This window comes from Pedobacter segetis, from assembly GCF_016623585.1.
GTDB lineage: Bacteria > Bacteroidota > Bacteroidia > Sphingobacteriales > Sphingobacteriaceae > Pseudopedobacter > Pseudopedobacter segetis.
Genome location: NZ_JAEHFY010000009.1, coordinates 126524 through 152068 on the forward strand (window position 1 = coordinate 126524; position 25545 = coordinate 152068).

At 37.2% G+C, this 25545-nt stretch carries 20 protein-coding genes; 12 read left to right on the forward strand and 8 right to left on the reverse strand.

The annotated features are described in order from the left end of the window. Positions 1-2 precede the first annotated feature (2 nt). The 4 genes from I5M32_RS07965 (at position 3) to rhaM (ending at position 3220) form a co-directional block, all read left to right on the forward strand. Positions 3-743, forward strand: a complete 741-nt coding sequence (locus tag I5M32_RS07965) for a (Fe-S)-binding protein (protein ID WP_200585680.1) — start codon at positions 3-5, stop codon at positions 741-743. Then, on the forward strand, positions 740-2116 hold the full coding sequence (locus I5M32_RS07970; protein WP_200585681.1) for a lactate utilization protein B: 1377 nt from the start codon (positions 740-742) through the stop codon (positions 2114-2116). The genes I5M32_RS07965 and I5M32_RS07970 overlap by 4 nt, the downstream gene beginning before the upstream one ends. Next, positions 2109-2699, forward strand: coding sequence for a LutC/YkgG family protein (locus I5M32_RS07975; RefSeq protein ID WP_200585683.1), 591 nt, complete (start codon positions 2109-2111; stop codon positions 2697-2699). Before I5M32_RS07970 ends, I5M32_RS07975 begins: the two co-directional genes overlap by 8 nt. A 206-nt stretch (positions 2700-2905) precedes the next feature. Beyond that, positions 2906-3220: an L-rhamnose mutarotase gene (rhaM, locus tag I5M32_RS07980; protein ID WP_200585685.1), complete on the forward strand. Its 315-nt coding sequence runs from the start codon at positions 2906-2908 to the stop codon at positions 3218-3220. 36 nt (positions 3221-3256) lie between these two features. Here the strand turns inward: rhaM and I5M32_RS07985 are convergent, their stop codons facing one another. The 6 genes from I5M32_RS07985 to I5M32_RS08010 all read right to left on the reverse strand — a co-directional run bounded on the left by I5M32_RS07985 (position 3257) and on the right by I5M32_RS08010 (position 14248). Further along, positions 3257-4516, reverse strand: coding sequence for a DUF2264 domain-containing protein (locus I5M32_RS07985; protein ID WP_200585687.1), 1260 nt, complete (start codon positions 4514-4516; stop codon positions 3257-3259). 272 nt (positions 4517-4788) lie between these two features. Beyond that, complete coding sequence (locus tag I5M32_RS07990; RefSeq protein WP_200585689.1) at positions 4789-6129, reverse strand: BNR repeat-containing protein; 1341 nt, start codon at positions 6127-6129, stop codon at positions 4789-4791. A 6-nt stretch (positions 6130-6135) separates the two neighbouring features. Then, entirely contained in the window at positions 6136-7962 is a 1827-nt protein-coding gene (locus I5M32_RS07995; protein ID WP_200585691.1) for a glycoside hydrolase family 71/99 protein, read from the reverse strand. 2 nt (positions 7963-7964) lie between these two features. Then, the gene (locus I5M32_RS08000) at positions 7965-9740 is read right to left on the reverse strand and encodes an alpha-L-rhamnosidase-related protein (protein WP_234461897.1); all 1776 of its coding nucleotides are present in this window, start codon (positions 9738-9740) and stop codon (positions 7965-7967) included. Between the two features lies 1 nt (position 9741). Further along, positions 9742-13008: a glycosyl hydrolase gene (locus I5M32_RS08005; RefSeq protein ID WP_200585693.1), complete on the reverse strand. Its 3267-nt coding sequence runs from the start codon at positions 13006-13008 to the stop codon at positions 9742-9744. 352 nt (positions 13009-13360) lie between these two features. Beyond that, positions 13361-14248 (reverse strand): AraC family transcriptional regulator, encoded by an 888-nt coding sequence (locus I5M32_RS08010; protein WP_200585695.1) that lies wholly within the window; start codon positions 14246-14248, stop codon positions 13361-13363. Between the two features lie 256 nt (positions 14249-14504). Here I5M32_RS08010 and I5M32_RS08015 point away from each other — a divergent pair, with 256 nt between their 5' ends. Together I5M32_RS08015 and I5M32_RS08020 are read left to right on the forward strand one after the other, a co-directional pair. Beyond that, positions 14505-15839, forward strand: coding sequence for a family 43 glycosylhydrolase (locus tag I5M32_RS08015; RefSeq protein WP_200585696.1), 1335 nt, complete (start codon positions 14505-14507; stop codon positions 15837-15839). Between the two features lie 461 nt (positions 15840-16300). Next, entirely contained in the window at positions 16301-17728 is a 1428-nt protein-coding gene (locus tag I5M32_RS08020; protein ID WP_234461898.1) for an arabinose isomerase, read from the forward strand. Between the two features lie 97 nt (positions 17729-17825). On the opposite strand, the gene I5M32_RS08025 is transcribed toward I5M32_RS08020, so the two are convergent. Next, positions 17826-18167 carry a hypothetical protein gene (locus I5M32_RS08025; protein WP_200585697.1) on the reverse strand — a complete coding sequence of 114 codons (342 nt, stop codon included), beginning with the start codon at positions 18165-18167 and terminating at the stop codon, positions 17826-17828. Between the two features lie 204 nt (positions 18168-18371). Further along, the gene (locus I5M32_RS08030) at positions 18372-19184 is read right to left on the reverse strand and encodes a sialate O-acetylesterase (RefSeq protein WP_200585699.1); all 813 of its coding nucleotides are present in this window, start codon (positions 19182-19184) and stop codon (positions 18372-18374) included. A 304-nt stretch (positions 19185-19488) separates the two neighbouring features. Here I5M32_RS08030 and I5M32_RS08035 point away from each other — a divergent pair, with 304 nt between their 5' ends. The 6 genes from I5M32_RS08035 to I5M32_RS08060 all read left to right on the forward strand — a co-directional run bounded on the left by I5M32_RS08035 (position 19489) and on the right by I5M32_RS08060 (position 25490). After that, positions 19489-20172 carry a sugar-binding domain-containing protein gene (locus I5M32_RS08035; RefSeq protein WP_200585701.1) on the forward strand — a complete coding sequence of 228 codons (684 nt, stop codon included), beginning with the start codon at positions 19489-19491 and terminating at the stop codon, positions 20170-20172. Between the two features lie 264 nt (positions 20173-20436). Further along, positions 20437-20574: a hypothetical protein gene (locus I5M32_RS08040; RefSeq protein ID WP_200585702.1), complete on the forward strand. Its 138-nt coding sequence runs from the start codon at positions 20437-20439 to the stop codon at positions 20572-20574. Positions 20575-20625: 51 nt separating this feature from the next. Further along, complete coding sequence (locus I5M32_RS08045; protein ID WP_200585704.1) at positions 20626-20865, forward strand: hypothetical protein; 240 nt, start codon at positions 20626-20628, stop codon at positions 20863-20865. A gap of 46 nt (positions 20866-20911) precedes the next feature. Then, on the forward strand, positions 20912-23557 hold the full coding sequence (locus I5M32_RS08050) for a glycoside hydrolase family 2 TIM barrel-domain containing protein (RefSeq protein WP_234461899.1): 2646 nt from the start codon (positions 20912-20914) through the stop codon (positions 23555-23557). 5 nt (positions 23558-23562) lie between these two features. Next, positions 23563-24756, forward strand: a complete 1194-nt coding sequence (uxuA, locus tag I5M32_RS08055) for a mannonate dehydratase (protein WP_200585707.1) — start codon at positions 23563-23565, stop codon at positions 24754-24756. A gap of 560 nt (positions 24757-25316) precedes the next feature. Next, complete coding sequence (locus I5M32_RS08060; protein ID WP_200585709.1) at positions 25317-25490, forward strand: histone H1; 174 nt, start codon at positions 25317-25319, stop codon at positions 25488-25490. Positions 25491-25545: the final 55 nt, after the last annotated feature.

A 25545-nucleotide genomic window follows, 5' to 3' on the forward strand; every position in this document is an offset into this window, starting at 1 on the left:
AAATGAAAGTTGCACTATTTATACCTTGTTACGTTGATCAGTTTTACCCTAAAGCTGCAATTGCTACGCTGCAGTTGCTAGAAAAATATGGGTGCGAGGTAACTTATCCAAAAAACCAAACTTGTTGCGGGCAGCCCATGGCAAACTCTGGTTTCGAGCATTTAACGGGGGGTTGTGATCATAATTTCGTAGATAATTTTAAAGGGTTCGATTATATAGTAGCGCCCTCTGGTAGTTGCGTACTGCATATAAAAGACCACCTTCATGATGATCGCTTTCCGGCGGAAGCCAAAAAAATAAGGGATACCACTTACGAGTTGATCACTTTTTTAACCGATGTTTTAAAAGTTGAAAAACTCAGGGCAAGTTTCCCGCATAAAGTAGGCATACACCAAAGTTGCCACGGATTAAGAGGTTTAAAGCTTGCGCAGATGAGCGAATTGAACGCTCCGCCCTTTTCTAAACCTGTGCATCTGTTAAACATGGTTAATGATATCGAGATCATCCATTTAGAGAGAGTGGACGAATGTTGTGGTTTTGGCGGTACTTTTTGCGTTGCAGAAGAAGCGGTATCGGTAAAAATGGGGGTAGATAGAGTTGCCGATCATGTTCTGCATGGTGCAGAATATATTACAGGTGTGGATATGTCTTGCTTAATGCACATGGAAGGTTTATTAAATAGGGATAAAAGTACTGTGAAGGTAATACATATCGCAGAAATTTTAAACGGAGGTGTACAATGAAAGTAATGGATCACGCAGAAAAATCTAAGGTTTTTAACGGGGATGAAAAACGGGTAGATTGGCATGATGAAACCCTTTGGTTCATCAGGAAAAAGAGAGATGTAGCCACGCACAACATCCCAGAATGGGAAGATTTACGGGAAGCAGGTTCACAGATTAAAAACCATAGCCTATCAAACCTTAACCATTATTTGCAACAATTTGAAACCAACGCAAAAGCAAACGGTATAGTAATACATTGGGCAAAAGATGGGGAAGAGCATAATAAAATTGTTTTAGGATTACTTCAAAAACACCAAATCACAGAGATGGTAAAAAGTAAGTCTATGCTAACCGAAGAATGCCATTTGAACGATTATTTAGAAAATAATGGTGTTGCTGTTGTAGATTCTGATTTGGGCGAACGTATTGTGCAGTTGGCAAAAGAAGCTCCAAGCCACATTGTTTTACCTTGCATCCATAAAAAGAAAGAAGAAATTGGCGAACTTTTTCACGAGTTTTTGGGAACACCAGAAGGCAGTGCAGACCCACAACTATTAACCGAAGCAGCCCGCCAGAGTTTAAGAAATACTTTTTTAACCAGAAGGGCAGCACTTACAGGGGTTAATTTTGCCATAGCAGAAACCGGTGAATTTGTGGTTTGCACCAATGAAGGTAATGCCGATATGGGCGCTCATCTGGCCGATATCCACATTGCTAGTATGGGGATTGAAAAGGTTATTCCACTGCGTAAACATCTAAGTATTTTCTTAAGATTATTGACCCGAAGTGCAACAGGGCAACCGATAACTACCTATTCTAGCCATTTTGCAACACCTGCAAAAGGTAAAGAACTACATATTATTTTAGTAGATAATGGCAGAACCAAACAATTAGCGAGACCAGATTTTAGGAACTCTTTAAAGTGCATACGTTGTGCGGCTTGTTTCAATACTTGCCCGGTTTACCGTAGAAGCGGAGGGCACAGTTATCAGAGCGTGATCGCAGGGCCAATTGGATCTATCTTGATGCCAAATCTGGATATGAAAAAACATGCCGATTTGCCTTTTGCATCTTCACTTTGTGGATCTTGTAGCAACGTTTGCCCGGTTAAAATAGATATACATGATCAGCTTTATAAATGGCGGCAAGTAATAGTTAAAGAAGGCTATGCCAACCCTGCAAAAACCGTTGCCATGAAATTAATGGCCAAAACCTTGGCTTCGCCAACCTTGTATAAAATGGCAGGGAAAGCAGCAAGAACAACTTTAAAATATGCTCCTTTTGTGGTAAATAATAAATTTAACGCCTGGTATTTACATAGGGATATGCCAGAAGTACCTAAATCATCTTTTGGAGAATGGTACAATAAAAACAGGAAAAACAATGACTAGCAGAGAAAAAATTCTTGAAGCGGTACAATCAAGCCAGCCAGATTTAAGGGAATTGCCAAATTTGGATCTTTTTTATAAAACCTATGCTACTGTTGAACAAGATAGGGCAAAGTTTATACAAACGGTGCAGATGATAGGTGCCAAAGCTTATGAAGTAAATGGTTATGAAGAAATAATTAAAAGGATAAAATCTGATTTTGAGATAACGGGTAAAAGAGTAGTTTCTGCAGTTAGGGAATTAGACCAAATTGCACAACAATATACCGCTACCGATAACCACGAATTGGCAAATGTAGAACTTATGATCTTGCCAACACATTTTGCCGTGGCAGAAAACGGGGCTTGTTGGGTTGATGATGAATTGTTTGAAGAAAGATTATTGCTTTTTATTCCTCAGCACCTAGTTTTTATCGTTAAAAAGGATCAAATAGTCCCTAATCTACACCAAGCTTATCGGCTAATAGCCGATAAAAAATATGGTTATGGTGCTTTTGTAGCCGGCCCGTCTAAAACGGCAGATATAGAACAAAGTTTGGTTTTAGGTGCCCATGGCCCTAGAAGTTTAACCGTTTTTATGCTTTAGTATTTGTTTTCCATGGTAAAATTAATGGAATTACATTCAATTTAAGTTTCTGTAAGCAGAGTAGGTAATTATGCCATCTATATTGATAAAATATTGATACCATGTTTTTTAAAATCGAATGTTTTGTACCTGTTCTTTTATCCTTAGGATTCATCAACATGGTTACAACCTCATAAAAAAAATAATCTTTTAACCCAGCGCCCCAAATGGAAAAAATAGCATTCAAAATGAAATTAAAGCCCGGTTTTAAGGCCGAGTATATTAAACGCCATTATTTTATTTGGCCAGAATTGAAGGCCATCCTAAAAAAACACAGAGTAAAAGATTATACTATTTTTTTGGATGAAGAAACAGACACTCTTTTTGCGGTACAATTAAAGCAGGGCGAAAGCGATTCCCAGCAGATCGGATCTGAGGAGGTGGTACAAAAATGGTGGGCTTATATGGCAGACATCATGGAAACCAACGAAGATAACTCTCCCATATCAAAACCCCTGATCAATGTTTTCCATTTAGATTAGTTAAATAATACGAATTGGATTTCCTTAAAATAGGTTTTAAATAGCATGATCTGATGATATATCAACTCCAGACCATGCTTTTTTCGCTGTCCAATCGACAGGTGGGTTGCTCCAAAAAGCATCTGTTTGTGGTAAGCCCAAGGGCAGCATCCCAACAGAACATAAGTATAAACTACCGGTAGAAATATAAAGTTCGGCAATATGAGGTTGATGCCCAGCAAAACCTATTTGCAACCAACCGTTTTCATCAAAAGTTCCAGATGGCTCGATCATATTTTTGATCACCAGAGATAGCCCTTCCCTAACTTGGGCAGGATCAATTTCATTGGGTAGTTTTTTCATTTGTGCAATCATACTTAAACATTGCATTGCTCCAAAACGATAAGCCAAAGACCTGCCAACAGGCGGAAAGCTTCCTTCCGGAGAAATCAATCGCTCTTCTATTGTGGCGTAGCGTACCGCCCTTGTTAACGCCGTTTCATAGCTTGAAGCGTTTTGATCTGAGCGCTTTTTTAGTACCTCGGTTATTTTTACCATCATTGGATGGATAACAAAACTGTTGTAATAATCAAAGTGGAAATCCTTACCATCACCATAAACGCCATCGCCTTTATACCATTCTAAATGTTTGTTAACCGCAAATTCTATCCTTACCAGATCTCCCTCTTCGCCAACTTCTAATAAAAATGCTTCTATCATCGCCATAAAAAGCAACCAATTATTATATCCCGGTGTAATGGCTCTAGTAGCCTTAAAAGCCGTGATAACATTTACTTTAACTTCTTTTGGTAAAGGATGCCATAATTGGTTTGGTGCCCGTAACAAACCATGTGCAAAAAATGCCGAATCTACCAAAGCTTGGCTATGTCTGCCCCCAGTAAAGTTCATAAAATCAGGAGAATTTGGGTCGGTTGCATTGCTTATGCTCCGCTGTGCGAGATTGATGTATTTCTCTCTGATTTTTCCTTCATCAGAATTATCTGCACCTAATTCTAACCATGGTGCAATGCCCGCCAACAACCTACCAAAGGCTTCTAAATGTGTAAACTTAGACCTATCTTGATTACTGTTTGGGTTAATCTCTACAGGCATATTTTTATGCAACGTACCAACACTTAAATTGCTTAAAACCGGGTGTGCTATTTTTACCATCGTTGCTACCCAATAAGCTCTTAAATTGGTTTTAACTCTGGTTTCTTTAGGCTTGCTTTCTTCTTTTACTAATAAGTTTTTTGGCAAAAGCACACTTGTAGCCAGCGTAACTGGGATAAATGATAGAAATTTTCTTCTAAACATATTATGGGTAAATTTTGGTTAGTGGTTTGCCCAAGATAAAATTTGATAGCAAGCTTTGCAATTTAAAAACCCAAATTGTTTTTCGATTACTAATTCTTTATCCCTATGGTACTTTTGGATGATATATTAAGCATTCTTATTATTTACTAAATTATCTACTAAAGCTGCTCTATCCTTCAATAAAAACGGGGGTTTTTCTTCTTAGAGAGCCTAAATAATTGCGCAGCCAAGTAATTGAACACCAACAAAATCTATCGGGTTTCCCTTTACTGCTATTTAATTCCCCATTCTAAAACCGCAGCTTTTTGGCCAGTTAATTCTTTAATGGTTTCTCCATCGCCCTGTTCTACATGCTCCACAAAAAGATTTAAAATTCTTTTATCCTTCCAAAGTTCGGTATCATAAGTTGGCTCCCATAAGCCTACGGATGTTTTGGTTAAATCTTTAAATTTCCATTTATCTTTATCGATATTCTTATTGATAGCCACACTTACCTTGTCCCCTCTTTCAAGATCCCTAAAAAAAACGTAAACATGCTTTTTTTGATGCTTTTGGGCAACAATTAATAGCGGCCTTGAGATAGGAATACGTTTTGTACCCCCGCCCGAAAGGCTAAAAGGGATTTTTCTATTAGAAATTTGTTGGGTTTGCCAAACATCATCCTTTTTATAAACCAAACGATATTGAGGAACACTATCTTTGGCTGTTTTCCAATAATTAACTATGTAGGGGTTGTTTTTTTCATCAACTGCAATTGCTGTGGTATTTATCAATTCTGACTTTTGAGGAATTTTTAAGGAGTATTCTGCATTAGCTGCCGTAATGGGTAATACATATTTTTCATTTGTGCTTTTTTTCCAAGTTATGCCTCCATCATCAGATTTTGCATAACAAATATCATGATTTGTAGCCACGTCTCCCGTCTCCCTCCAAACCCAAGATATTTGGATAGTACCTGCATTATCAATTACGGTTTGCCAATAAGGGCTGCGTTGGCCTTCTCCGTTTATCCAACCATCTTGTAAGGTTTTCCATTCTCTTGTTTGGATGCTATAACTATCCAACATTAAACTGCCATTACCAGAAGCACCATCCCTATATAAAAATAAGAGGTTCCCATTTGCCAGTTTATAAAACTCTGGATAGGTAACATGTTTTTCTTTAAAGCCCGTCATGCTCATTTTTGGAGTTAATTCTAAAGACCCCGGGCTTACGCTTTTACAATAATTCAGCTTTTCGCCGTGTAGCCCCCATGTCATGTGTAAATATCCGTCGCCATCTATCATGATACTGATAGATTTGTGCGCATCGGTAGCATCTCCTTTATAAGGGGTGGTTTTTAAATACCAATCTTTAGAATCGAGCCTTCTTTTACCAAGTACCACGTTTTGGGCCTCATCATAATAAGCAATGTACTGTGTATCTTTAAAGGTTACTAAAGAATTTCTTCTAAATATAACCGTATTAACAGAATTTTTTGCCCAAGCTAAACCAGCGGGGATTATGGCGGCACCGTTGTTCCCTTTAATTTGGGAACTTGCGGCAAAGGGTGCAACTAATAATAAAGCCATCATTAAGCCCTTGTTAAGATGCCTGTAAAATGTATTATCCATTTTTTTTTATTTATTTTCTTTGTGGATGTAGCGATAATTAAACCTAGCATTGGGGGCGGCATCACCTTTATCCAAAAAATTGATAACTCCTTCGTTGGCCGGCACATTATCTGCCCATTTAAAATCTATGGTAAAATTATCTGAGTTGATGTTTAATGATTTTTTAGGGATCTTCACTTCCATTTTATTACCCGATACTCTGTAAGCTACATTTGCCGTGTTTTCCCATTTCCAACCGCCAAGGCTTTTTGCCAGTGAAGTAGTTTTTTTATCTTTAGGATTTGCGTTTACCAAGAATTGATAACCTTCCCAATCTGGGAGCATTCGGTTTCTCATATCTATGAAAAGATTCATCCAATTAGGGCTGCCGTAACCCGTAATTGGTTGTGCGGTTTCCACATAAAATGAAATATAATCTTCATCCGCGGCTACTTTTGCTTTAACGATATCGTTTCTACCGGTATTATTGATGTATTCTTTGATACTTCCGTATCCAGGATGATTGCGATGGAAAGTATCGCCTTTATCATCATAAAATTCTGCACTTACATTATCCCAATCCTTAAAATCCCCATCTATTTTAATTTTTTTATTCCCTGTAAAAGATGGGATTTCACGTGTGCCTTTATATTTCCTGATATTATCAACCAGTTGGTAATAATAGTTATCGGCAAAACCACCTGCCATGGGCTCTGTATCTCTACTATATTCTTGATTATATAAATCAACAAAATAAGTATCGCCTTTTTTTATGGGTTTGCCCAAAAAGTTTTTAGCCGCCCCATTATTAAAACGCATGGCAACCCACTCGTTCCAACCGGTAACAAAAACAAATTCTGGATTTACCTCTAAGGCCCTTTTCCACTGCTCGTTAAAATACAAACCTTTGCCAGATTCTTTTATAGCCGGTTCTTTACCATCATGAAAACTACGCCCAATATTTGAAACAGGGTGTTCTGCAACGCTTACGCTAATTTCTTCCGGGATATCTTTATTTTCATGCCAGCCGTAAGATTGTGGGGTATGATCTAACCACGTCCATTTATCCTTGCCATCACCAAACCATTCTTGATTTTTGCTCCAAGCCCATGATTGGCGAATATTAAAAAAGTCTTTAATTTGTTGGCTCTGATTTTCTGGTGGGGCTAATAAAAGTGGTTTTCCCTTCCAATAAAACCATAAATCTTTAAACAAACCTTTTTCATAAATACTATCATAAAGCCTGTTTACGGTTTGCACCGGTTTGCTGTTAACTATAAAGGCGAAGTATGGTGTGGATAAACCTTGTTTGCGCATCTCTCTGTAAACGGTTGCGATTTTTGTTACCTGTGGTAAATAAATGGCCGCATTGGTAACATCTAAGATGATCACATCAACCCCTGCATCTGATAACATTTGCGCATGTTTTCTGATGATCCATTCGTCATCTGGCAAATAATATCCAAAATAAGGCTCTCCCCAATGATGAAACGCGTAGATCGGGCCATATTGCGGATTATCTGGGTTTGCTTTTAACATCTTACTAATATCATAAGGGCTCGCTTTCTCATCCCCAGATTTTTGGATTACCCCTTCGTCTTTGCGCATTCCTTTTCCATGCTCATCATAACCATGGGCACCTTGCCAAATGAAATAGAATATACCTACATATTTATCGTCTTTTTTGGGCTGATCAATTGGGGTTACCCTTCCTAAACCATCAGTTGCCACCCAAGTATCTGCTTTGGACGATGATATGACATTTTTAGAGGTTTCTTGAGCCGATAAGTTAAGGTGCACAAAAGTTGTACAGATAATTATCCATAATATTTTTTTTGAAAAGCTTTTCTTCATGATTACCCTTTGATGATTTTTATCTCTTTTGGTGCCTCTATCTTAGATTCTATTTTGCCATTAGCCAATTTTGTGTGTTTTATTTTAACTACGCCATAAGGTGTTGGGAAAGTACCTTCTACAAACCTAAGATCGCCCAAATGCGGTACTATCTTTAAAACTCTGCAACCGGGTTCCATCACTTTTACACCTAATACGTTTTCGGTAAGCCAAGAAGTTGGGCCAGATGCCCAACCGTGTGAGAGGCTATGGCGTAATTTTTTATAACTGTAAGCACCATAAGTGGCATGGATATCGATTTTACCGGCTGGTAATAACTCATCAATTCTGCCGGCATTTTTCATCCAGCTTAAATCAAAATCTTCCCAAAAGGTGGTTGCGCCCATGTCTAACATACCGCCCCAATAATCCCTGATGTTATTAATGGCCCCCTCATAATTGCCTGCTTTTGCCTTTGCCTCTAACATATAATAACCATAAAATGTAGAGAAACCTTTTGTTTGGCCTAAAGAAATAATATCGTCTGCTTTTTTTGCGGGCATTAAACCCGCTAAAGCCATTAAAGATGCTGCCTGTTTGTTATTTACTGCATCTGGGATATGTTTTTTCATTTCCTTAATGGTAGCTTCGCACTTTTCTGCGGTTTTTGTTTCTCCCAAAACCCTACATAATTGCGCACCATCTGTTAAAGTCATTACCATCATGGCTTGCAAACCAGCGTGTACCGCCGGTTTATTGGCAAAAGTTGGCCAATCTAAAAAGCGCATTCCGTCTAAATTCTCGTTACCGTCTTTAATTTTAGAAACCAGTAAATCCAACAATGGCACCAGATAATCTCTTTGTTTTTTTAAATAGGTTAAATTGCCTTGGTATTGGTACAATTCCCTTTGAATACGTACCCACCACATAGAATAGGAGCTAATTCCGTTCATCCACGCTGGTAAAGGCGTTACGCTCTTGATTAAATCTAAACTTTTTGGCACTACTTCGTTATAACCAAAAACGTTGTTAATGGTCATTACCTCGGGGTGCATATCTCCTACCCAAACCAAACGATCTCTTTTTGGCCCGTCCCAAAGGTATTGTTGCATATTTAACTGAACAGTATATGCCCCTGTTAACCAAATTTTATTCAACCGCTCATCGCTACTTTTAAACGATCCTAGGTAAGGTACATCGCGAAAAATAAACATCGCCCTTGCTTCTTTTAGCAAAAGTTCAGCATTATCATCTACCAAATCTATACGTACAAACCTAAAACCTGTATTACCAATTTCCAGTTCGCCCAACCATGGCACTTCCAAAGTAAAATCGCGGATAGCATGATCATTGGTTGCTCCTTTAATCGTATCGATATCGGCCATCGCTTCACTCACAGATTCTCCAAAACGCACCCTGATTTTAACAGGGCCATGCTTTTTCATCAATCCGGTTACCAATTGTAAGCCACCATGTAGTTCTTTGCCAAAATCTAACAGGATGCTGGCTTTATGGTCTCCATCGTTTCTTAGCTCTACCAAATTTGTATTGATCAGTTCTGCTTGCCCGTTCCCTGCTTGTAATAATCGCTTTGCGTTGCTTACATATTTCCCAGTCGAATCTGAAGTCCAAACGATACGTTGTGGAGTTAAATAAACTTTTACCCGATTATCCTTTTCGGTAAGGTAATTTTTTGCAGGACCAAAAACAGGCGGCAAAACCGACTGTGCCAATAAGCTACTACTTGAAGCTAATAGCAAGCCTATATTTAAAAGCAATTGATTTTTTAAATTCATCATCTTAATATTTTATGGTGGTAATATTAACTGCGCCAGTTAAGCCGGCTGGTTGTAACGGACTGTTGGGATTATATAATGGATAACTTGTCCAGGTTTTTCTTTCTGATATGGGTAATTTACTATCGCCTATTAAACGGTTTACCCAAGTGTTTACCACAGAAATTTCTACTGTATTTCTACCTTTCTTTATCGCTTTGGTAATATCTACTCGCCAAGGGGCCGTCCAAATACCGCCTACATCCACACCGTTAACTTTTATTTTCGCCATCACTTTAACATCTGTTAAATTAAGGTAAACCTTTTCTCCGTTTTGAGGAGTTACCGCATTAAAGCTGTTGTTGTAAACTGCCGTACCAGAGTAATATTTGATACTATCGTTTGTATTTGTTGTCCAATCTGTTAATTGATTAAAAATTACGGTTTTTTTTGGACCTCTCATCTTTTGGTCAAAAGTTACCAACCATGGGGTATTTATTTCTGTTTCTACTTTTACTTCTGGAAAGTTTTCTCCGTTTCCTGATGTAGCTGTAGTTGTTTTCCTGAAAACAATGAAAGCACTTTGTAGTGGCGCAAGTTTTAAAGGAACAGTTGTTCTGTTATTACTGATGCTGAACTGTGGCAACATTCTTACGCTCCCTGTTACAGGATCCCATATTTCTGGTTGTTTACCTCTAATGTTAAAAACCGGATTAAAGCTGATGCTGTTCTCTGATTGGTTGCTTATAAAGTAAATATCAGCATCTTGGCTTTTTCTGTGGATGTACAAAAGGGGGTCGCTTTCTTCTGCTTTAAAATCGGGAAGGATATTTAACTTGGCAAAAACTTCTTCCATAGTCATCCCAGACATGATATTACCCTTTCCGAATTTCCTAGATTTTACATTTACGCCGTCAACATCTCCCCACAGTTCTCTGGCCAATTTTTGTACCTCGGCATCTGCCTGTGGATAGCCTTGTAAACTTGGAGATCGAGAAGGTGCAGGCCCTAAAACATTGGCGCCTTGAGAAACCAAATCTTTAACTTTTTGTAAAAACTCTGGGCGCATGGTCTCTAGTTTCGGTAATACCAAAACGCTATAAGTCATTCCATCGGGCAACATTAATTTACCATCTACTACGCTAACACGGTTTTTAATTACTTCGGCATTGATATAATCGTAAGAATAACCTTTAGGTAAAGCAGGATCTGTAACTCCTGTCATTTTTGGTGCGTCTTCACCAATAAAGTACGCAACATCGGCAATGTATTTACCCTGTTGAAGCATAAAATTACATCTTTTGAGATAAGTGGTAAAAAGATGCAAATAGCTAAACCAAGTGTTGTGCCTGTTAAATTCGTTCCCGAAATTGGCATTGATCCCTGGCACCTTATCATCAGACGGTTGTTCTATATAAACATGCAATAGTGTATTGTTAATTCCTTCTGTAAAAAAACGATCGCCACGTTGTTTCATCATGTATGGATAACGCACATAAGGTTTGCCCCCAGCCGTAAACGACTCGGCAGAGACTTTGTTTTTCCCGTATATGTGAGCCGATGAGGAGGCTGCCCTGTTTTCTATATTCCCCAATTCTCCCTCGCTCCAAAACTCACCTCCTATTTCGTCTGATTGGCCGCCATATTGCAAGAATTCTCCAGGAAAACCCCAATGGCCATAATTCTCTAACCAAGTATGCAAGCCATATTTATGGCTGATATCCCTTAAACCTCCAACATAATCATAAGCAACCCTATCGGCAATGAAACGCCTCAAATCCCATAAGAAACGATCAGACATTTCTTCGCTCCCTACCACTTCGCCACTCAAAACCGGCAGATAAGGCAGCGCATCATAACCATAATTTTCTTTGAATTTTGACAGCATTCCATCTGTCCAGTTTTGCCCTCCTGTTTCGTAACTATCCTGTACGGCTACCTTCCAAGTTTTTCTGTCTTCGGCAGGGATCCGTTTGATGATTTCGCCTAAGAAAGCATTAAAATGTTCTGCAACGTGTTGTTTGCTCATTTTATCAACCTCTAGCCCAATACCCTCTGGTGATGCCGGGCCGTTCTCTACTTTTGTGGGCAACATTCCAGAGCGAAATACCAACCAATTCCCTTTTGGGGCTTTCCAATCTAAAGTTCCATCGGCTCGCATTTTACCGGTCAAATCTATTAGCGTACTTGGGTCTATGATTAGGCTTTTGTCGGTTACGATTGGTTGTTGTTTCCATTGATATTCGTTCCAATAAGGCAAAGGAGTTTGAAACATTTTAGCCAAAGTTTTTTCGGTAAAGCTTTCTACCCTTGGCGTTGCGCTCAATTCTATTTCTGCAATACCGAAATTTTTTGTAGCCTTTGTAAATACTAACCTAAAATCTTTTCCGCTTGTTGCCGGGAAAGAAATAGCTACGGCTCCATAAGGTTTAAAACCTACGTTTAAGCTTGCTTTACTTCTATTAATCTCAAAAGATTTGATGGCCCTATAACCATCTTTTTCTTTCACCTGTATTTCTGCATTTGCTCTGGCTTCTTTATGGGCAGGATAAACAACTAAACTACGAGCGGTATAATTTTCTTTTGTAACAAAATCCATAGTGAATGAGGTAGCTGCGGGGATCATCACCTCAGTATCTTTATTTCCATCAGTCAGTTTTTCTATATCAGCAACTTTTTCACTTGTTAAAATTTGGGGATTCAGATTGTTAATGGTTTGCCCGTAATTTTCTGGTACGCTGTATGCCGTTACTCGTACATCCTGAAAATCTCCTTCTGGCTTATCTAACGTAACAGAAACTTCTTTACCACCTTTTAAGATAGTTTGTGAAGAGGCTAAATAACGCATGGATTGTTGTGGTTTTATCCACGGACCGCCAGATTGGCTCCAGCCTGGGCTATTGAAAATCCCAATCTCTATGTTCAGTTCCGTCGCTGTCTTTAACGCGGTATGCAAAATATCCCACCACTCATCAGAAAACAATTTTACGTTACCATAAGGTGTGCTTTCATAGCCGATATTGCCGATAAACGCCCTATTGATTCCTTGGCTCTTCATGGCGTATAAATCTTTGATTACGCCCTCTTTTGAGATATTATCAGACAGCCAATACCAATAAACGCTGGTTTGGATAGAATCTGGTATGTTTATAAAGGTTTGCTCTAACAAGCTTGGTTGGTTATTAATTTTTTTTGTAACAGTAGTATATTTCTTACTACATGATACGCCACCAAATATTAAAGCCGAGGCTAATAAAAATGGAGATGCTTTTTTAAAGGATTTCGCTATCATATTAAATTGAGGATTTATTTATTGTTGTATGCAGTAACATTGTAGGTTTAAAAATGGTACGAGATTAAGATATGAGTGCTTTTTAAATAAAGACGTAAATCAAATTGATATACTAAATTACAGATTTGCCGTAGGCATACTGAAAATCAGTAAGTTATTATAATTAATTCTGTTTATTAAAATATAGGCTTGGCTAATAAGCGCCAAAATTGGTTTAAGTTTTAAAAATAGAAATTGGTTTTATTTTTGGCAACCTGTCCTGTCCTGTCCAAAGATCTGGGTTCATCACATAAAATGATCTAACTTAAATCATCTATCATGAAACAGATAACCTATTTAAAGTAAATAGTGTTTATTTATAACTTGTCAAAACCATATTGCGGAACTGCAATGGGGTAAAACCTGTTTTTTGTTTAAACAGTTTGGAGAAATAAAACGGAGACTCAAATTTTAGCATATAAGCCACTTCCTTAACCGCATATTGCGGATTGCCCAACAACTCCTTTGCCTTTTGGATTTTTAGTTGAATAAAATACTGGCCCGGCGAAATACCGGTATTTTCTTTAAACACTTTCCTAAACCAAGAGTAACCAACTTCTAGCTCATTGGTAATGGTTTTAGAGTCTGTGATTTCTAATAAATTTTCTCTAAAAAGTATTTTAGCCTTCTTAACGGTTTGCTCAATCAAGCCTTCATCATTATTACGCCCTTGTTGATTAAAAGCGTACAACATCCCCAAAATATGGATGGTAGCACTAGCAATTATCGCTTGAAATCCGCTGTTTTCATCTTTTGACGCACTCAAAACATCGCCAAACAGTTGGAGTACTTTTTCATTTAAGCCCAAGTGAGACAAAGGCTGCTTTTTAGAAAACGAATTATTTGCAATTAGCTTATCCATATAATCACCACTAAAACTTACCCAATACTCGTCCCAACCGGTTTCTTTATCTGGTTTATACCGATGTCTTTCATTTGGATAAACCATAAAAATGGTACCATCCAAAATACGTTCTTTTATAGATTCAGTTTCAAGAATACCATTGCCGTTAACAATATAAATTAAAGTATATTCTTGCAAAACCCTTCCGGTTTCCCATGTGAAATGATGGTGCGCCGGATGGTTTGATTCGGGATAGATGGCATTTGGCAAAATTCGGGTACATCCTACGCTTAAAACATTCAATCCCCAAATAGCGGCTTTATCATTAGAAGGAAAATACTTGAAGAAATTATTCATTGGTTTTTAAAAGCTGTAAGCTAAATTTAAAATATTCTGATCAAACTTGCTATCAGAAAACCAACTCGTTAAAAATATTTAAAACTTAACGAGTAGGTTAAATATATCGCAAATATGTTTTGATATTGCTTCAACAATTTTATTTTTGATGTTAACACAAAGAAACCTATTTAAGGCAAATAGATCAAATAAGTTTCAGCCAAAATAAAATTCGCTTAGCAAATAACGCTAAAATCACTACGCTAAAATTTATCTAATGAATGTTTCGAAATTTTATTTTATCGGGTTAACATTATGCTTTTTGCAGTTAAATTTGTTTGCGCAAAACCCAATTTTACCGGGTAAGGGAGTTTGCGATCCTCAAATTAGAATTTATCACAATAAGGCCTACTTATATGCCACTCATGATTCGGCGGCCAAAAGCAAAACATTTGTGATGAACGATTGGTGGATATGGTCTTCGTCAGACTTGGTAAATTGGAAATACGAAGCCCGCTTAAAACCAGAAGATACTTATTATAAAAAAGCAACTAACCAATGTTGGGCTACCGATGCCATCAGCAGAAACGGCAAATACTATTTATACTTCTCAAGAGGACCAAAGGAAATAGGCGTGGTGGAAAGTGACTCGCCTATTGGTCCCTGGAAAGACCCGGTTCAAAAGCCTTTGATTGCCCTAAACTTCACACCAACAGAAGCTCGTGATCCGGGAATATTGCAACTGCAAGACGGCACTTCATACATCGTTTTCGGAGTTTGGGATTTTTATATCGCCCGCCTAAATCCAGACATGGTTTCACTGGCAGAAACCCCCAAGAAAATTACCCTGGATAAAAAAGATGGCCCCTATGGCCCCGGAAAAACAGACGACAAACCTTTTTTACACCAAAGGGGAAACAAATTTTATTTATCCTGGGGTTGCTATTATGCTATGGCTGATGATTTATATGGCCCATATAATTACGAGGGATCAATTATCACTAAAGAAAGAACAGATAGCTTGTTCCAAAAAAAGCTTACTTACGATCGTCATGGTTCTTTTTTTAAACTACATAACCAATGGTATTTTGCCTGTAATGACCAAAGCGTTCCAGGTAGCGATAAGCATTTCAGAAATAGTGTGATTAGCTATGTACATTACAAAAAAAACGGAGAAATTGCCCCCATTTACCTTAGCCAAACTGGCGTTGGGCAATATGATGCCTCGCTAATTGAAGCAGAAGATTATTTTTCTGCTAGCAAGGTAAATCAACAAGAAAATACCGATGGTGGTTTTTCGGTCTCGGCTATTCAAAACGGTACTTATCTGTACTATCCCAAGGTTAGAAATTTAGGTAAAAATGCAAAAGTCTTTTTACGGATTTCTTCGCTGGGAGGCGTAAACTGCACTCTAAATATCCGTGAAAATAATAGCAAGGGAAAACTTTTAGGAAAATATAAGCTCAGGTTAAAAACTGCTGAAATGGAAAAGACCATCTCTTTTGATTTAAAAAATAGTACGGGCGATAAAAACATCTGTTTACAATTTAAAGGAGACCCCAATTCATTAAAGTTAGATTGGTTTAGTTTTGATAAAAAACCTGGATTTTAGGTAATAGAATCAAGAGAAATCAGAAAGTACATGGGAAATATCAATTAGGTTATTTTATCGCTGGCGTTTGAGTTTAACTTTGGTTTATCCAATTAGATGTGGGCCGAAAGCTAAGCGCCAATAGCTAACTGCAGATTTTACAATCTTCTGCGAAATTTTGTAGTTGACTAACGATTTAAGTGCTGAAATATTCCTGAATTTAATATGCTAAACCAGATTATATGATGATACGTTTTAAAAAAATACATGGGTTTACATGGCAGATATCATGGAAACAAATGCAGACCAATCGTGAGTTGTAGCGGAATTACCTAGAATATTCCACCTCGCTTAATTTAAAAATCAAAATATTTATAAGATGAAATCGACATGTTTAAAATAATCATTAAACACACAGGGCAATGATTATTTTAAACATCAAAGATTTCATCTGGCAAATGAAAATCAATAAAAATAAACAGATGAAATCTAACTTAAAAATCGGGCTGTTCGGGATAGGCTTGGATACTTACTGGCCACAGTTTGAAGGCTTAAAAGAACGTTTAGAAGGTTACTTAAAAGTGGTGGAAAACAACATTGCCAAAATCCATGAAGGCGTGGTTAATTTGGGTTTGATAGACAATCCGGAAAGTGCTTTTGAGGCGGGGAGAACTTTCCGTAAAGAAGATGTGGATATTATTTTTCTCTACGTTTCTACTTATGCGCTTTCTTCCACGGTGTTGCCTGTAGTGCAAAGAGCTAAAGTGCCTGTAATCATCCTGAACCTATCGCCGGAAGCCAGCATCGATTACAAATCGTTCAACAAAATGACGGATAGAACTAAGATGACCGGAGAATGGCTGTCTTATTGTTCGGCTTGCCCTGTACCAGAAATTGCCAATGTTTTTAACCGAACAGGCGTAAAATTTCATCAGATAACCGGGATGTTGCATAACGATGAAGAAGCCTGGACAGAAATTTCGGAATGGGTGGAAGCGGCAAAAGTTGCCAACATTATGGCTTATAACCGTTTGGGTTGCATGGGACATTATTATAGCGGAATGCTGGATATTTACAGTGATTTAACGCAGCAATACGCTCATTTTGGCGGTCATGTAGAACTGATTGAGGTTGACGAATTAGCGGGTTTAAGAAAAGCAGTTTCTGATGCGGAAATCACCGACCGTGTTGCACTAATTCAGAAAACATTTGATGTACAGGAAGATTGCTCAGAAGCTGAATTAAAAAGAGCTGCAAAAACATCAGTGGCTTTAGATAAATTGGTAGATAAATACCAGTTGGGTTCTATGGCATATTACTATAAAGGAACTGGAAATTTTGATAATGAAGACACCATTAGTTCTATCATCATCGGCAATAGCTTATTAACGGCAAACCACGTTCCGGTAGCTGGCGAATATGAAGTTAAAAATGCGCAAGCCATGAAAATTATGGACAGTTTTGGTGCCGGAGGTTCTTTTACAGAATATTATGCAATGGATTTTAACGAAGATGTGGTATTGATGGGTCATGATGGTCCGGGGCATATCGCCATTGCAGAGGGCAAAACAAAAGTCCGCCCTTTAGGTGTGTATCACGGAAAAGTGGGTAACGGCTTATCGGTAGAAATGCAGGTAAAAAACGGGCCCGTTACCATGTTATCTGTGGTGGAGAAAGCCAACGGAAAATTAATGCTTTTGGTTGCCGAAGCCGAGTCTGTTGCAGGGCCGATTTTGGAGATTGGAAACACCAATTCGCGTTATAAATTCCCGATTGGCGCCCGTAATTTTGTAAACAGTTGGAACAGCTTTGGCCCTGCCCATCACTGCGCTGTTGGTATTGGTCACATCGGTTCAAAAATAGAGAAACTGGGTTTGTTATTGAATATGGAAGTGAATAAGGTTTGTTGATATTTTATCCTAAATTTCATGATTACTCTGTTTTAAAACAGAAAAACCAAGGTTTATTTATATAAGAGCATATTAAAGATCGGGGTGTCAGTTTATTTTAATTCTGATCGCAGTTAAAGAATAAGATAAAAAAGATAGGTCGAAACCCGTGGCCTATTATAAATGTACTATAATCAAGATTTAGAAGCCAACATTTTTTTAAAAGGATAATGTGAGGAAGACTTATTTTTCCTTCAGTAGCTTCAATTTCCCTTGTATAAATCTGCCCGGTATAAATCCTGATGAAAATTTCTTTTAAAACCGTTCCTTTAAAAATGATATTTAAAAAGTCAATTAATAAACGCTTACGGGAATAGGCTGTCAAACCAGAAGAATCACTTCTACAGTCTTGAACATCTGTTCTAAAAAGCTGTATTTTCAATACGTTTTTCTTTAACATATTGCGGTAAACCATGGAACCGATAAACCCATTTCCAAAATAAGGTACTTCGTCGCAACTTTTTGGAAGTATATTAAAACTGATGTTTTTATCGGCTAAAAAAGTTTTGTAGTTGCCATTTTTAACTTAGCTTAACCCGTAAGAGTTAACAAAAAAAATAAGCTCAAGAAAAAAGAATCTAATACTATATCTTTTTTAACACAATCATTCTTTCTTTTGCACCTCCAACATTTTCTTGGCAAAGCGTTGGCCTAAAACAATGGCAGAAGATCTTGTGAAATGTGTATTGTCTCCTCTATCCACTAAACCTTCAGAACTTGCAATGGCCGTATAAGGGACTATTTCTGGTAGATTTGCAGTTTCTCTATTGATATTATCATATTGAGGATTATACCTTCCCAATTGGCCAACAATAAAGGGCAGTTTATCATTACCTACCAGGGTTCTTACTCTTTTGATCAAAGCTTCTAATTTAGGCAGGTAAACAACTGCGTTTTCTGTTTTGCTATCGCTTTCTCCTTGGTGCCATAAAACTCCTTTTACTGTGCCAAATTTCATTGCTTCTAAAACCCTCCTTTCGGCATCGTCCCAGGGGTATTTTCCTGTTACTTTATCTTTTCCTCCGGGTATCCAAGAGTTAATAGATGTACCCCCCACTGCGGTTGGTACTAATGCAATTGTTTTGCTTTTATCGGCAGCCTGCATCGCTAAGCCAAAAGACAAGCCTGGGCCAACGGCAGCAATACCAGGTTTATCAAAATGTAATGGGTTTTTAGCCGGCACCCATCGCAAATCTTTGGTAAACATCAAAACTCTTTGGTTTTCTACTATAGAATCTTCCGCAATTAAATAACCTCTCCCAGACATGTTAGATTGCCCCATTAATATATAGATATCCAATTTTTTATTGGCAACATCTTTTTTTGCAGTTTGCATTTTTTTACTATTACAAGAAAACAGGCATAAGGTTAAAAGTGCTACAAAGGCCAATGAAATCTGTAAGAAAGACTTGATCATTTTAATATTTTTATTTTAGGTGGGAATAATATTTTAACCAAATATACCATTAGAAAGCGGTTATCAAAACCTGTCAAATAGTGCAATTTTACAGGTAATTTTATGCAGAAATAAAGGCGGTTGCATTTTAAATATTTTATAATCAGTAAATTGAGTTTATCTACAAAAATCTCAAACTTTTTTGAGATATATTTTTAGGCAACATTTGCCAAGTCTTTTTGCAATTTATGTACCGTAGGCAAAACATTTTAATGAGGTACTTTAGCATTTACCATTATTGTAGATAAATTCTTTCAAATTTATTATGAAGTTCTTTAAACCTTTAGGTTTTGTTATATTTTTTATTTTAATTTCTATGGCCACTTTTGCCCAAGATGCTAGCAAAAACATGGTTTTAGATACTCATTGGAGATTTCAATATGGCAGGGCAGAATTTGCCGAAACAAAAAACTTTAATGATACACTTTGGAAAACAATAAACATCCCCCATACCTGGAACGCAAAAGATGTATTTAACGATGACCTAACCTACGCAAGAGGAATTGCTTGGTGCCGTAAATCAATAGCTCTTACTTTACAACAACTTTCTAACAAGGTTTCAATATATTTTGAGGGAGCTTACCAAATTACGGATGTTTACATAAACGGTGCTTTTGTTGGCAAACATAAAGGTGGTTATGCTGCCTTTTCTTTTGATATTACAGACAAATTGCAAGAAGGAAAAAACACAATCGCCGTTAAGGTAAATAATGCACAAAACCCGTTCATTCCGCCACTTTCAATTGATTATGCAGGTTATGGGGGCATTTACCGTCCTGTAACGTTAATTTTTAGGAATGCAATTAGCTTTAACGGAGAGTACGCAAGCAGCGGAATAAAAATCAAAACGCCTCAGGTTTCTAAAGATAAGGCAACGGTAGAAATCGAAGCAAGTGTAAAAAATCAGACTTCAAAAAATCAAAATATTACGTTAACCGTTAGTTTGTAAAGTAGAAAATAAATGAGAAATTTAAAAGGAAGCAGAGGTAAACCATCATCAACGTAAACCAAAAAGGCTTGGCCTCTTTTAACAGAGCGCCAAAAGATGTTTATTATTTTTATCAGGCCAACTGGGCAAAAGAACCAATGACCCATATAGCCTCTAGAGATTGGGTATATAGAGCAGGGCAAGAAAACCAAAATGTAGCAATTGAGGTTTATAGCAACTTAAAAACAAATTGCATTAAATGCCGCAGAACCTGCTAAAAACAAAGTGGCTTATTTGGGTTTCAATTTAAAAGCTGATGTTAAAAACGCAGCGCAAATTGTGCTTTCTATAAACGGAAAAGCAAGTACTGATACCACCTTTAGGATTCATGTGTACACCATCCCAAATCAAACTTTTGATTAAAATAAGATTACTTGGGCAACAGTACCATAACTTGATAAAACAGAAGCATTAGTGAACCAAGTTGCTACAAATGCTTTTGTAGCCGGCAAACTAAGTTTTGATGGTACAGATAAAATCCATTACTTAGATATTACCGGTGTGATTAAAAAACATCCATCAGAAAATTATATATTTATCTTAGTTCGTGAAACCCACCATGCGGGCGATGAGGAAGATAAGGATATAACAATCAATATGTTAAGCAAAGAAGGCAACAATGGTGCCCAACTGATATACTGGATAAAAAAATAAAATGATGTTAAAAAAACTATCGGCTTTTTGTTGCTGCTTATTTATTATGGCAACAAGTTTAAAAGCGCAAGAAAGAATTAAGAAAACAATTAACACCAATTGGAACTTCCATAAAGGAGATATTGAAGATTTTCCTAAAAATAACAATGATATAATTAATTGGGACAAAGTAAACCTGCCGCATACTTGGAACGCAATAGACGTAACCGATGACGAACCGGGCTATTACCGTGGGATTGGTTGGTACCAAAAAAATGTGGTGATTCCGTCTTCCTGGAAAAACAAAGATATTTATATTTATTTTGAAGGCGCATCACAAGTTGCTGAGGTTTTTATCAACGGTAAATCCGTAGGTAACCATATTGGGGGGTATAATTTTTTCAGTTTCCCTATTTCTAGCGCCGTTAACTTTGATCAAGCCAACAACATCAGCATAAAAGTAAATAACCAATATAATGATGACATCCCTCCTCTCTCTGCCGATTTCACTTTTTACGGTGGCATTTACCGCGATGTTTATTTAATGGCGGTAAACAAGGTGCATTTTGATATGGATAACCACGCCTCTAAAGGGATTTTTATTTCTACACCCAAAGTAACAAAAGAACAAGCTTCTGTATTGGTAAAAGGAGTGCTAAGTAATACAAATTCTGGCAATCAATCGCTTATTATTTGCAGTCAAATTTTTGATGCCAACGGAAATAAAATAGCAGAGAAGCAGGATAAAATAAAAGCAACGGGAACATCAAACCAAGCTTTTGAACAAAACATCCCATCCATTAAAAATCCTAATCTTTGGTCGCCAAATTCTCCTTATCTATACCGCATAATCTCTCAAATTAAAGATGCAAAAACAGGTGCTTTATTAGATGAAGTCAGCAATCCATTAGGGTTTAGATGGTTTAGTTTTGATGCAGATAAAGGTTTCTTTTTAAACGGAGAACACCTAAAGTTAATTGGCACTAACCGCCATCAAGATTTCAAAGGTTTAGGAAATGCCCTTCCTGATGCTCTGCATGTTAGGGATATGGAACTTTTGAAAGCAATGGGAGGCAATTTTTTGCGTATCTCTCATTATCCCCAAGACCCAGAAGTTTTAGAGGCCTGTGACCGTTTGGGTATTTTAACTTCGGTAGAAATCCCCATTGTGAACACCATTACAGAATCTAAGGCATTTACAGATAATTGCCTTACGATGATGACCGAGATGATCCGCCAGGATTACAACCACCCAAGTGTGATCATTTGGGCATATATGAACGAGGTTTTGTTAAGGCCCCGCTATGATAAAGGGAGCGAAAAGCAAGAAAATTATTTTAAGGCCGTCGCAAAATTAGCCCAAGAGTTAGAAGATTTAACGCGTATAGAAGATCATTCGCGTTATAGCATGATCCCTTGCCACGGCAATTTCGATTTATATAAGCGTGTTGGTTTAACGCAAATACCAGACATTGTAGGTTGGAATTTATACCAAGGTTGGTACAGCGGAAAATCAGAAGATTTTGCGGGATATTTAGATAAACACCATAAAGAATTGCCTAGCAAACCTTTGATTATTACGGAGTATGGTGCAGATGTTGATCCACATTTCAGCAATCCAAACCCGATCAGATTTGATAAATCACAAGAATATTCTAACAAATACCATCAGGTTTACTTAAAAGCAATATTACAACGCCCCTTTGTTGCTGGGAGTGCCATCTGGAATTTGGCCGATTTTAACTCTGAACAAAGAACAGATACCGATCCACATACCAACAATAAAGGGATCCTAACTACCCATAGACAACCAAAGGATCAATACTATTTTTATCAGGCACACCTATTAAAAGCGCCTTTTATAAAAATAGGCTCTCAACTCCGCAATTTAAGAAGTGGCATTTCTGATAGTGAAACAGAACTGCTTCATCATGAAATTTTAGAGATTTACAGCAACCAACCACAAGTAACCTTAAAGGTAAATGGTAAAAGTTTAGGAACGGTTAAAACCGATTTTTGCATCGCTAAATTTGATGTTCCTTTTAAAGATGGCGTAAACCAATTAGAAGCTACCACCTTGGTAAACGGCAAGGAAATAAAAGATTTTGTAGAGATCAATTACATCATTATCCCGCAAAAATTAAAATCTAGCTTAAAACCATTTACAGAGATAAATGTGAGTTTAGGCGATCCTCGTTATTATATGGATAAAACATTGCAACAGGTTTGGTTACCAGAACAGGCTTACCAACCCGGAAGTTGGGGTTATGTAGGTGGGGAAATTTTTAGGATGAAAAATAGCGGCCGCCAAAGTTTTGGAACAGATAAAAACATTCTGGGTACAGATTACGATGCCATTTATGCCACCCAAAGAGAAGACATCAAACAGTTTAAATTAGATGTGCCAGATGGCAAGTATGAGCTTACCTTACATTTTGCAGAGCTTTTATCAGATAAAGAAAAAGGAGGTTTAGCTTATAATTTAGGTAAGGATGCGGAGAACGAAAAACTTTCAGAACGGAGTTTTAATGTTTATGTAAACGGACTTAAGGTTTTAGAAAATTTAGGAACAAAAAATGAGCTAGTCCCAGAGGTTGCCTATGCTACAAAAATCAGTATAAACGTAAAAAACGGAACTGGTGTAGTGGTTAATTTTGAGGCTATAAAAGGGAAAACCATTTTAAACGGGCTGCAACTAAGAAGGATCTATTAATTAAAATGAATACGGAAAATAACAAATTAGAACAAACATTTAGGTGGTTTGGCCCAGCCGATGAAGTAACCTTGGCAGAAATTGTACAAACCGGTGCTAAAGGGATTGTAACCGCTTTACATCAAATCCCTTGCGGGGATGTTTGGACAGAAGAAGCCATTTTAGAACGCAAGAAAATGATTGAAGATGCCAATCTTAAATGGGCTGTGGTAGAAAGCGTAAACATCCACGAAAGCATTAAAACCGGCTCATCAGAAAGAGATTTTTACATCGATAAATATAATATTTCCTTAAAAAACTTGGCTAAGGCAGGCATAAAAGTGGTTTGTTATAATTTTATGCCCGTTTTAGACTGGACAAGAACGCACCTCCGTTTTACTTTACCAGATAATGCCGTTGCTTTGCGTTATGATACCATTGCTTTGGCGGCTTTTGATCTTTATATTTTAAAACGCCAGGCAGCTTTTAACGAGTTTAGCGAAGAGGTACAGCAAAAAGCAAAAACCTATTTAGCTTCGCTTAACGCCGATGAAATAAAAGCACTTACAGAAACCATTATGGCAGGTTTGCCCGGTACCGATGAGGTTTTTACCATCCCAGAATTTAACCAACATTTAGAGAAATATAGCAAAGTAGGCAAAAAAGAGCTGAGAGAAAATTTAGCTTATTTTTTAAAAAGGATTATCCCAACAGCAGAGCAAGAGGGCATAAAAATGTGCATCCACCCGGATGATCCACCTTTCCCTATATTGGGCTTGCCGCGTATTGTTTGCAATGAAGATGATCTGCGGTTTATTGTAGATGCGGTAGATTCTGATAGTAATGGAATTACTTTCTGTACAGGTTCTTTAGATGCAAACCCAGCCAATGATCTGCCGGCAATGATTGAGCGTTTAGGGCACAAAGTTCATTTTTGGCATTTGCGCAACGTACAAAGAGAATCAAACGGCAGTTTTTACGAAGCACCACATTTAGAAGGTAGTAACAGCATGTATGCCATTATGAAAGCGGTTGTGGGTCAACAGGAAAAAAGAGTTGCATCTGACAAAGGAATCGTAAATATCCCCATGCGCCCAGATCATGGTCATTTAATTTTAGATGATTTTAACCGCAATACTTATCCGGGTTATTCTGTAATTGGCAGGCTTAAAGGTTTGGCAGAATTACGAGGTTTAGAAATGGGGATTAGAGGAAATTAATATCAAAATATTTTTTATTGAAGGCTCTCTTACAAAAGATGGTCTTTTTTGCTTAGGATAATTTGCATGAATTTTATTATCGCCTGAAAATCAATAAAAAACAAGTCTCCAAATCGAAATAAAAGGCCGTTGTATGCTAAATAGTTTAGATATTTTGCAAATTTTCATAAACTAGTCCCGTTTGATAAGGATAGGAGATTTAAACACCAAGGCGTTAGGGTGGTAAATTTTAAACTTGATAAAGAACTTGCCATAACCGTATTTGCAAATCCATCAAAAGATGATATTATATAAAGTTCAGTAATTAATTCCACAAATTTTTTCTAATACATCATTTGGTTTTTGAAATGTAATTATTTAAAGAGATTTATTTAAGTACCATAACAAGGTTTTTGAACTGTTCTTTAATTAAATGGATTAAGATTTATAGAGGTTTTATAGCGTTTTGGTAAGCATAAAATTTTCCCTGCCTTTGAGCAAATTGAGATTAACTTTCATTTTCGATAAAAACCGCTTATATTGCCTATTATAGGTTATAAATCAAAATAAAATTTAGAAAAATGGAAAAATTTGAAGAGATAAAAAAATTAGTTGCAGGTTTAGAAGAAGATGTGGATAAATTTTATAACAAAGAAAATAACGCCGCCGGGACAAGAGTTAGAAAAGGGATGCAAGACCTTAAAAATCTGGCTCAAGCAATTAGATTAGAAGTACAAGACAAGAAAAACGGCTAAGATTAATTAACAGATACTAAAGATCCGTTTCCGTTTGGGGCGGATTTTTTAGCTT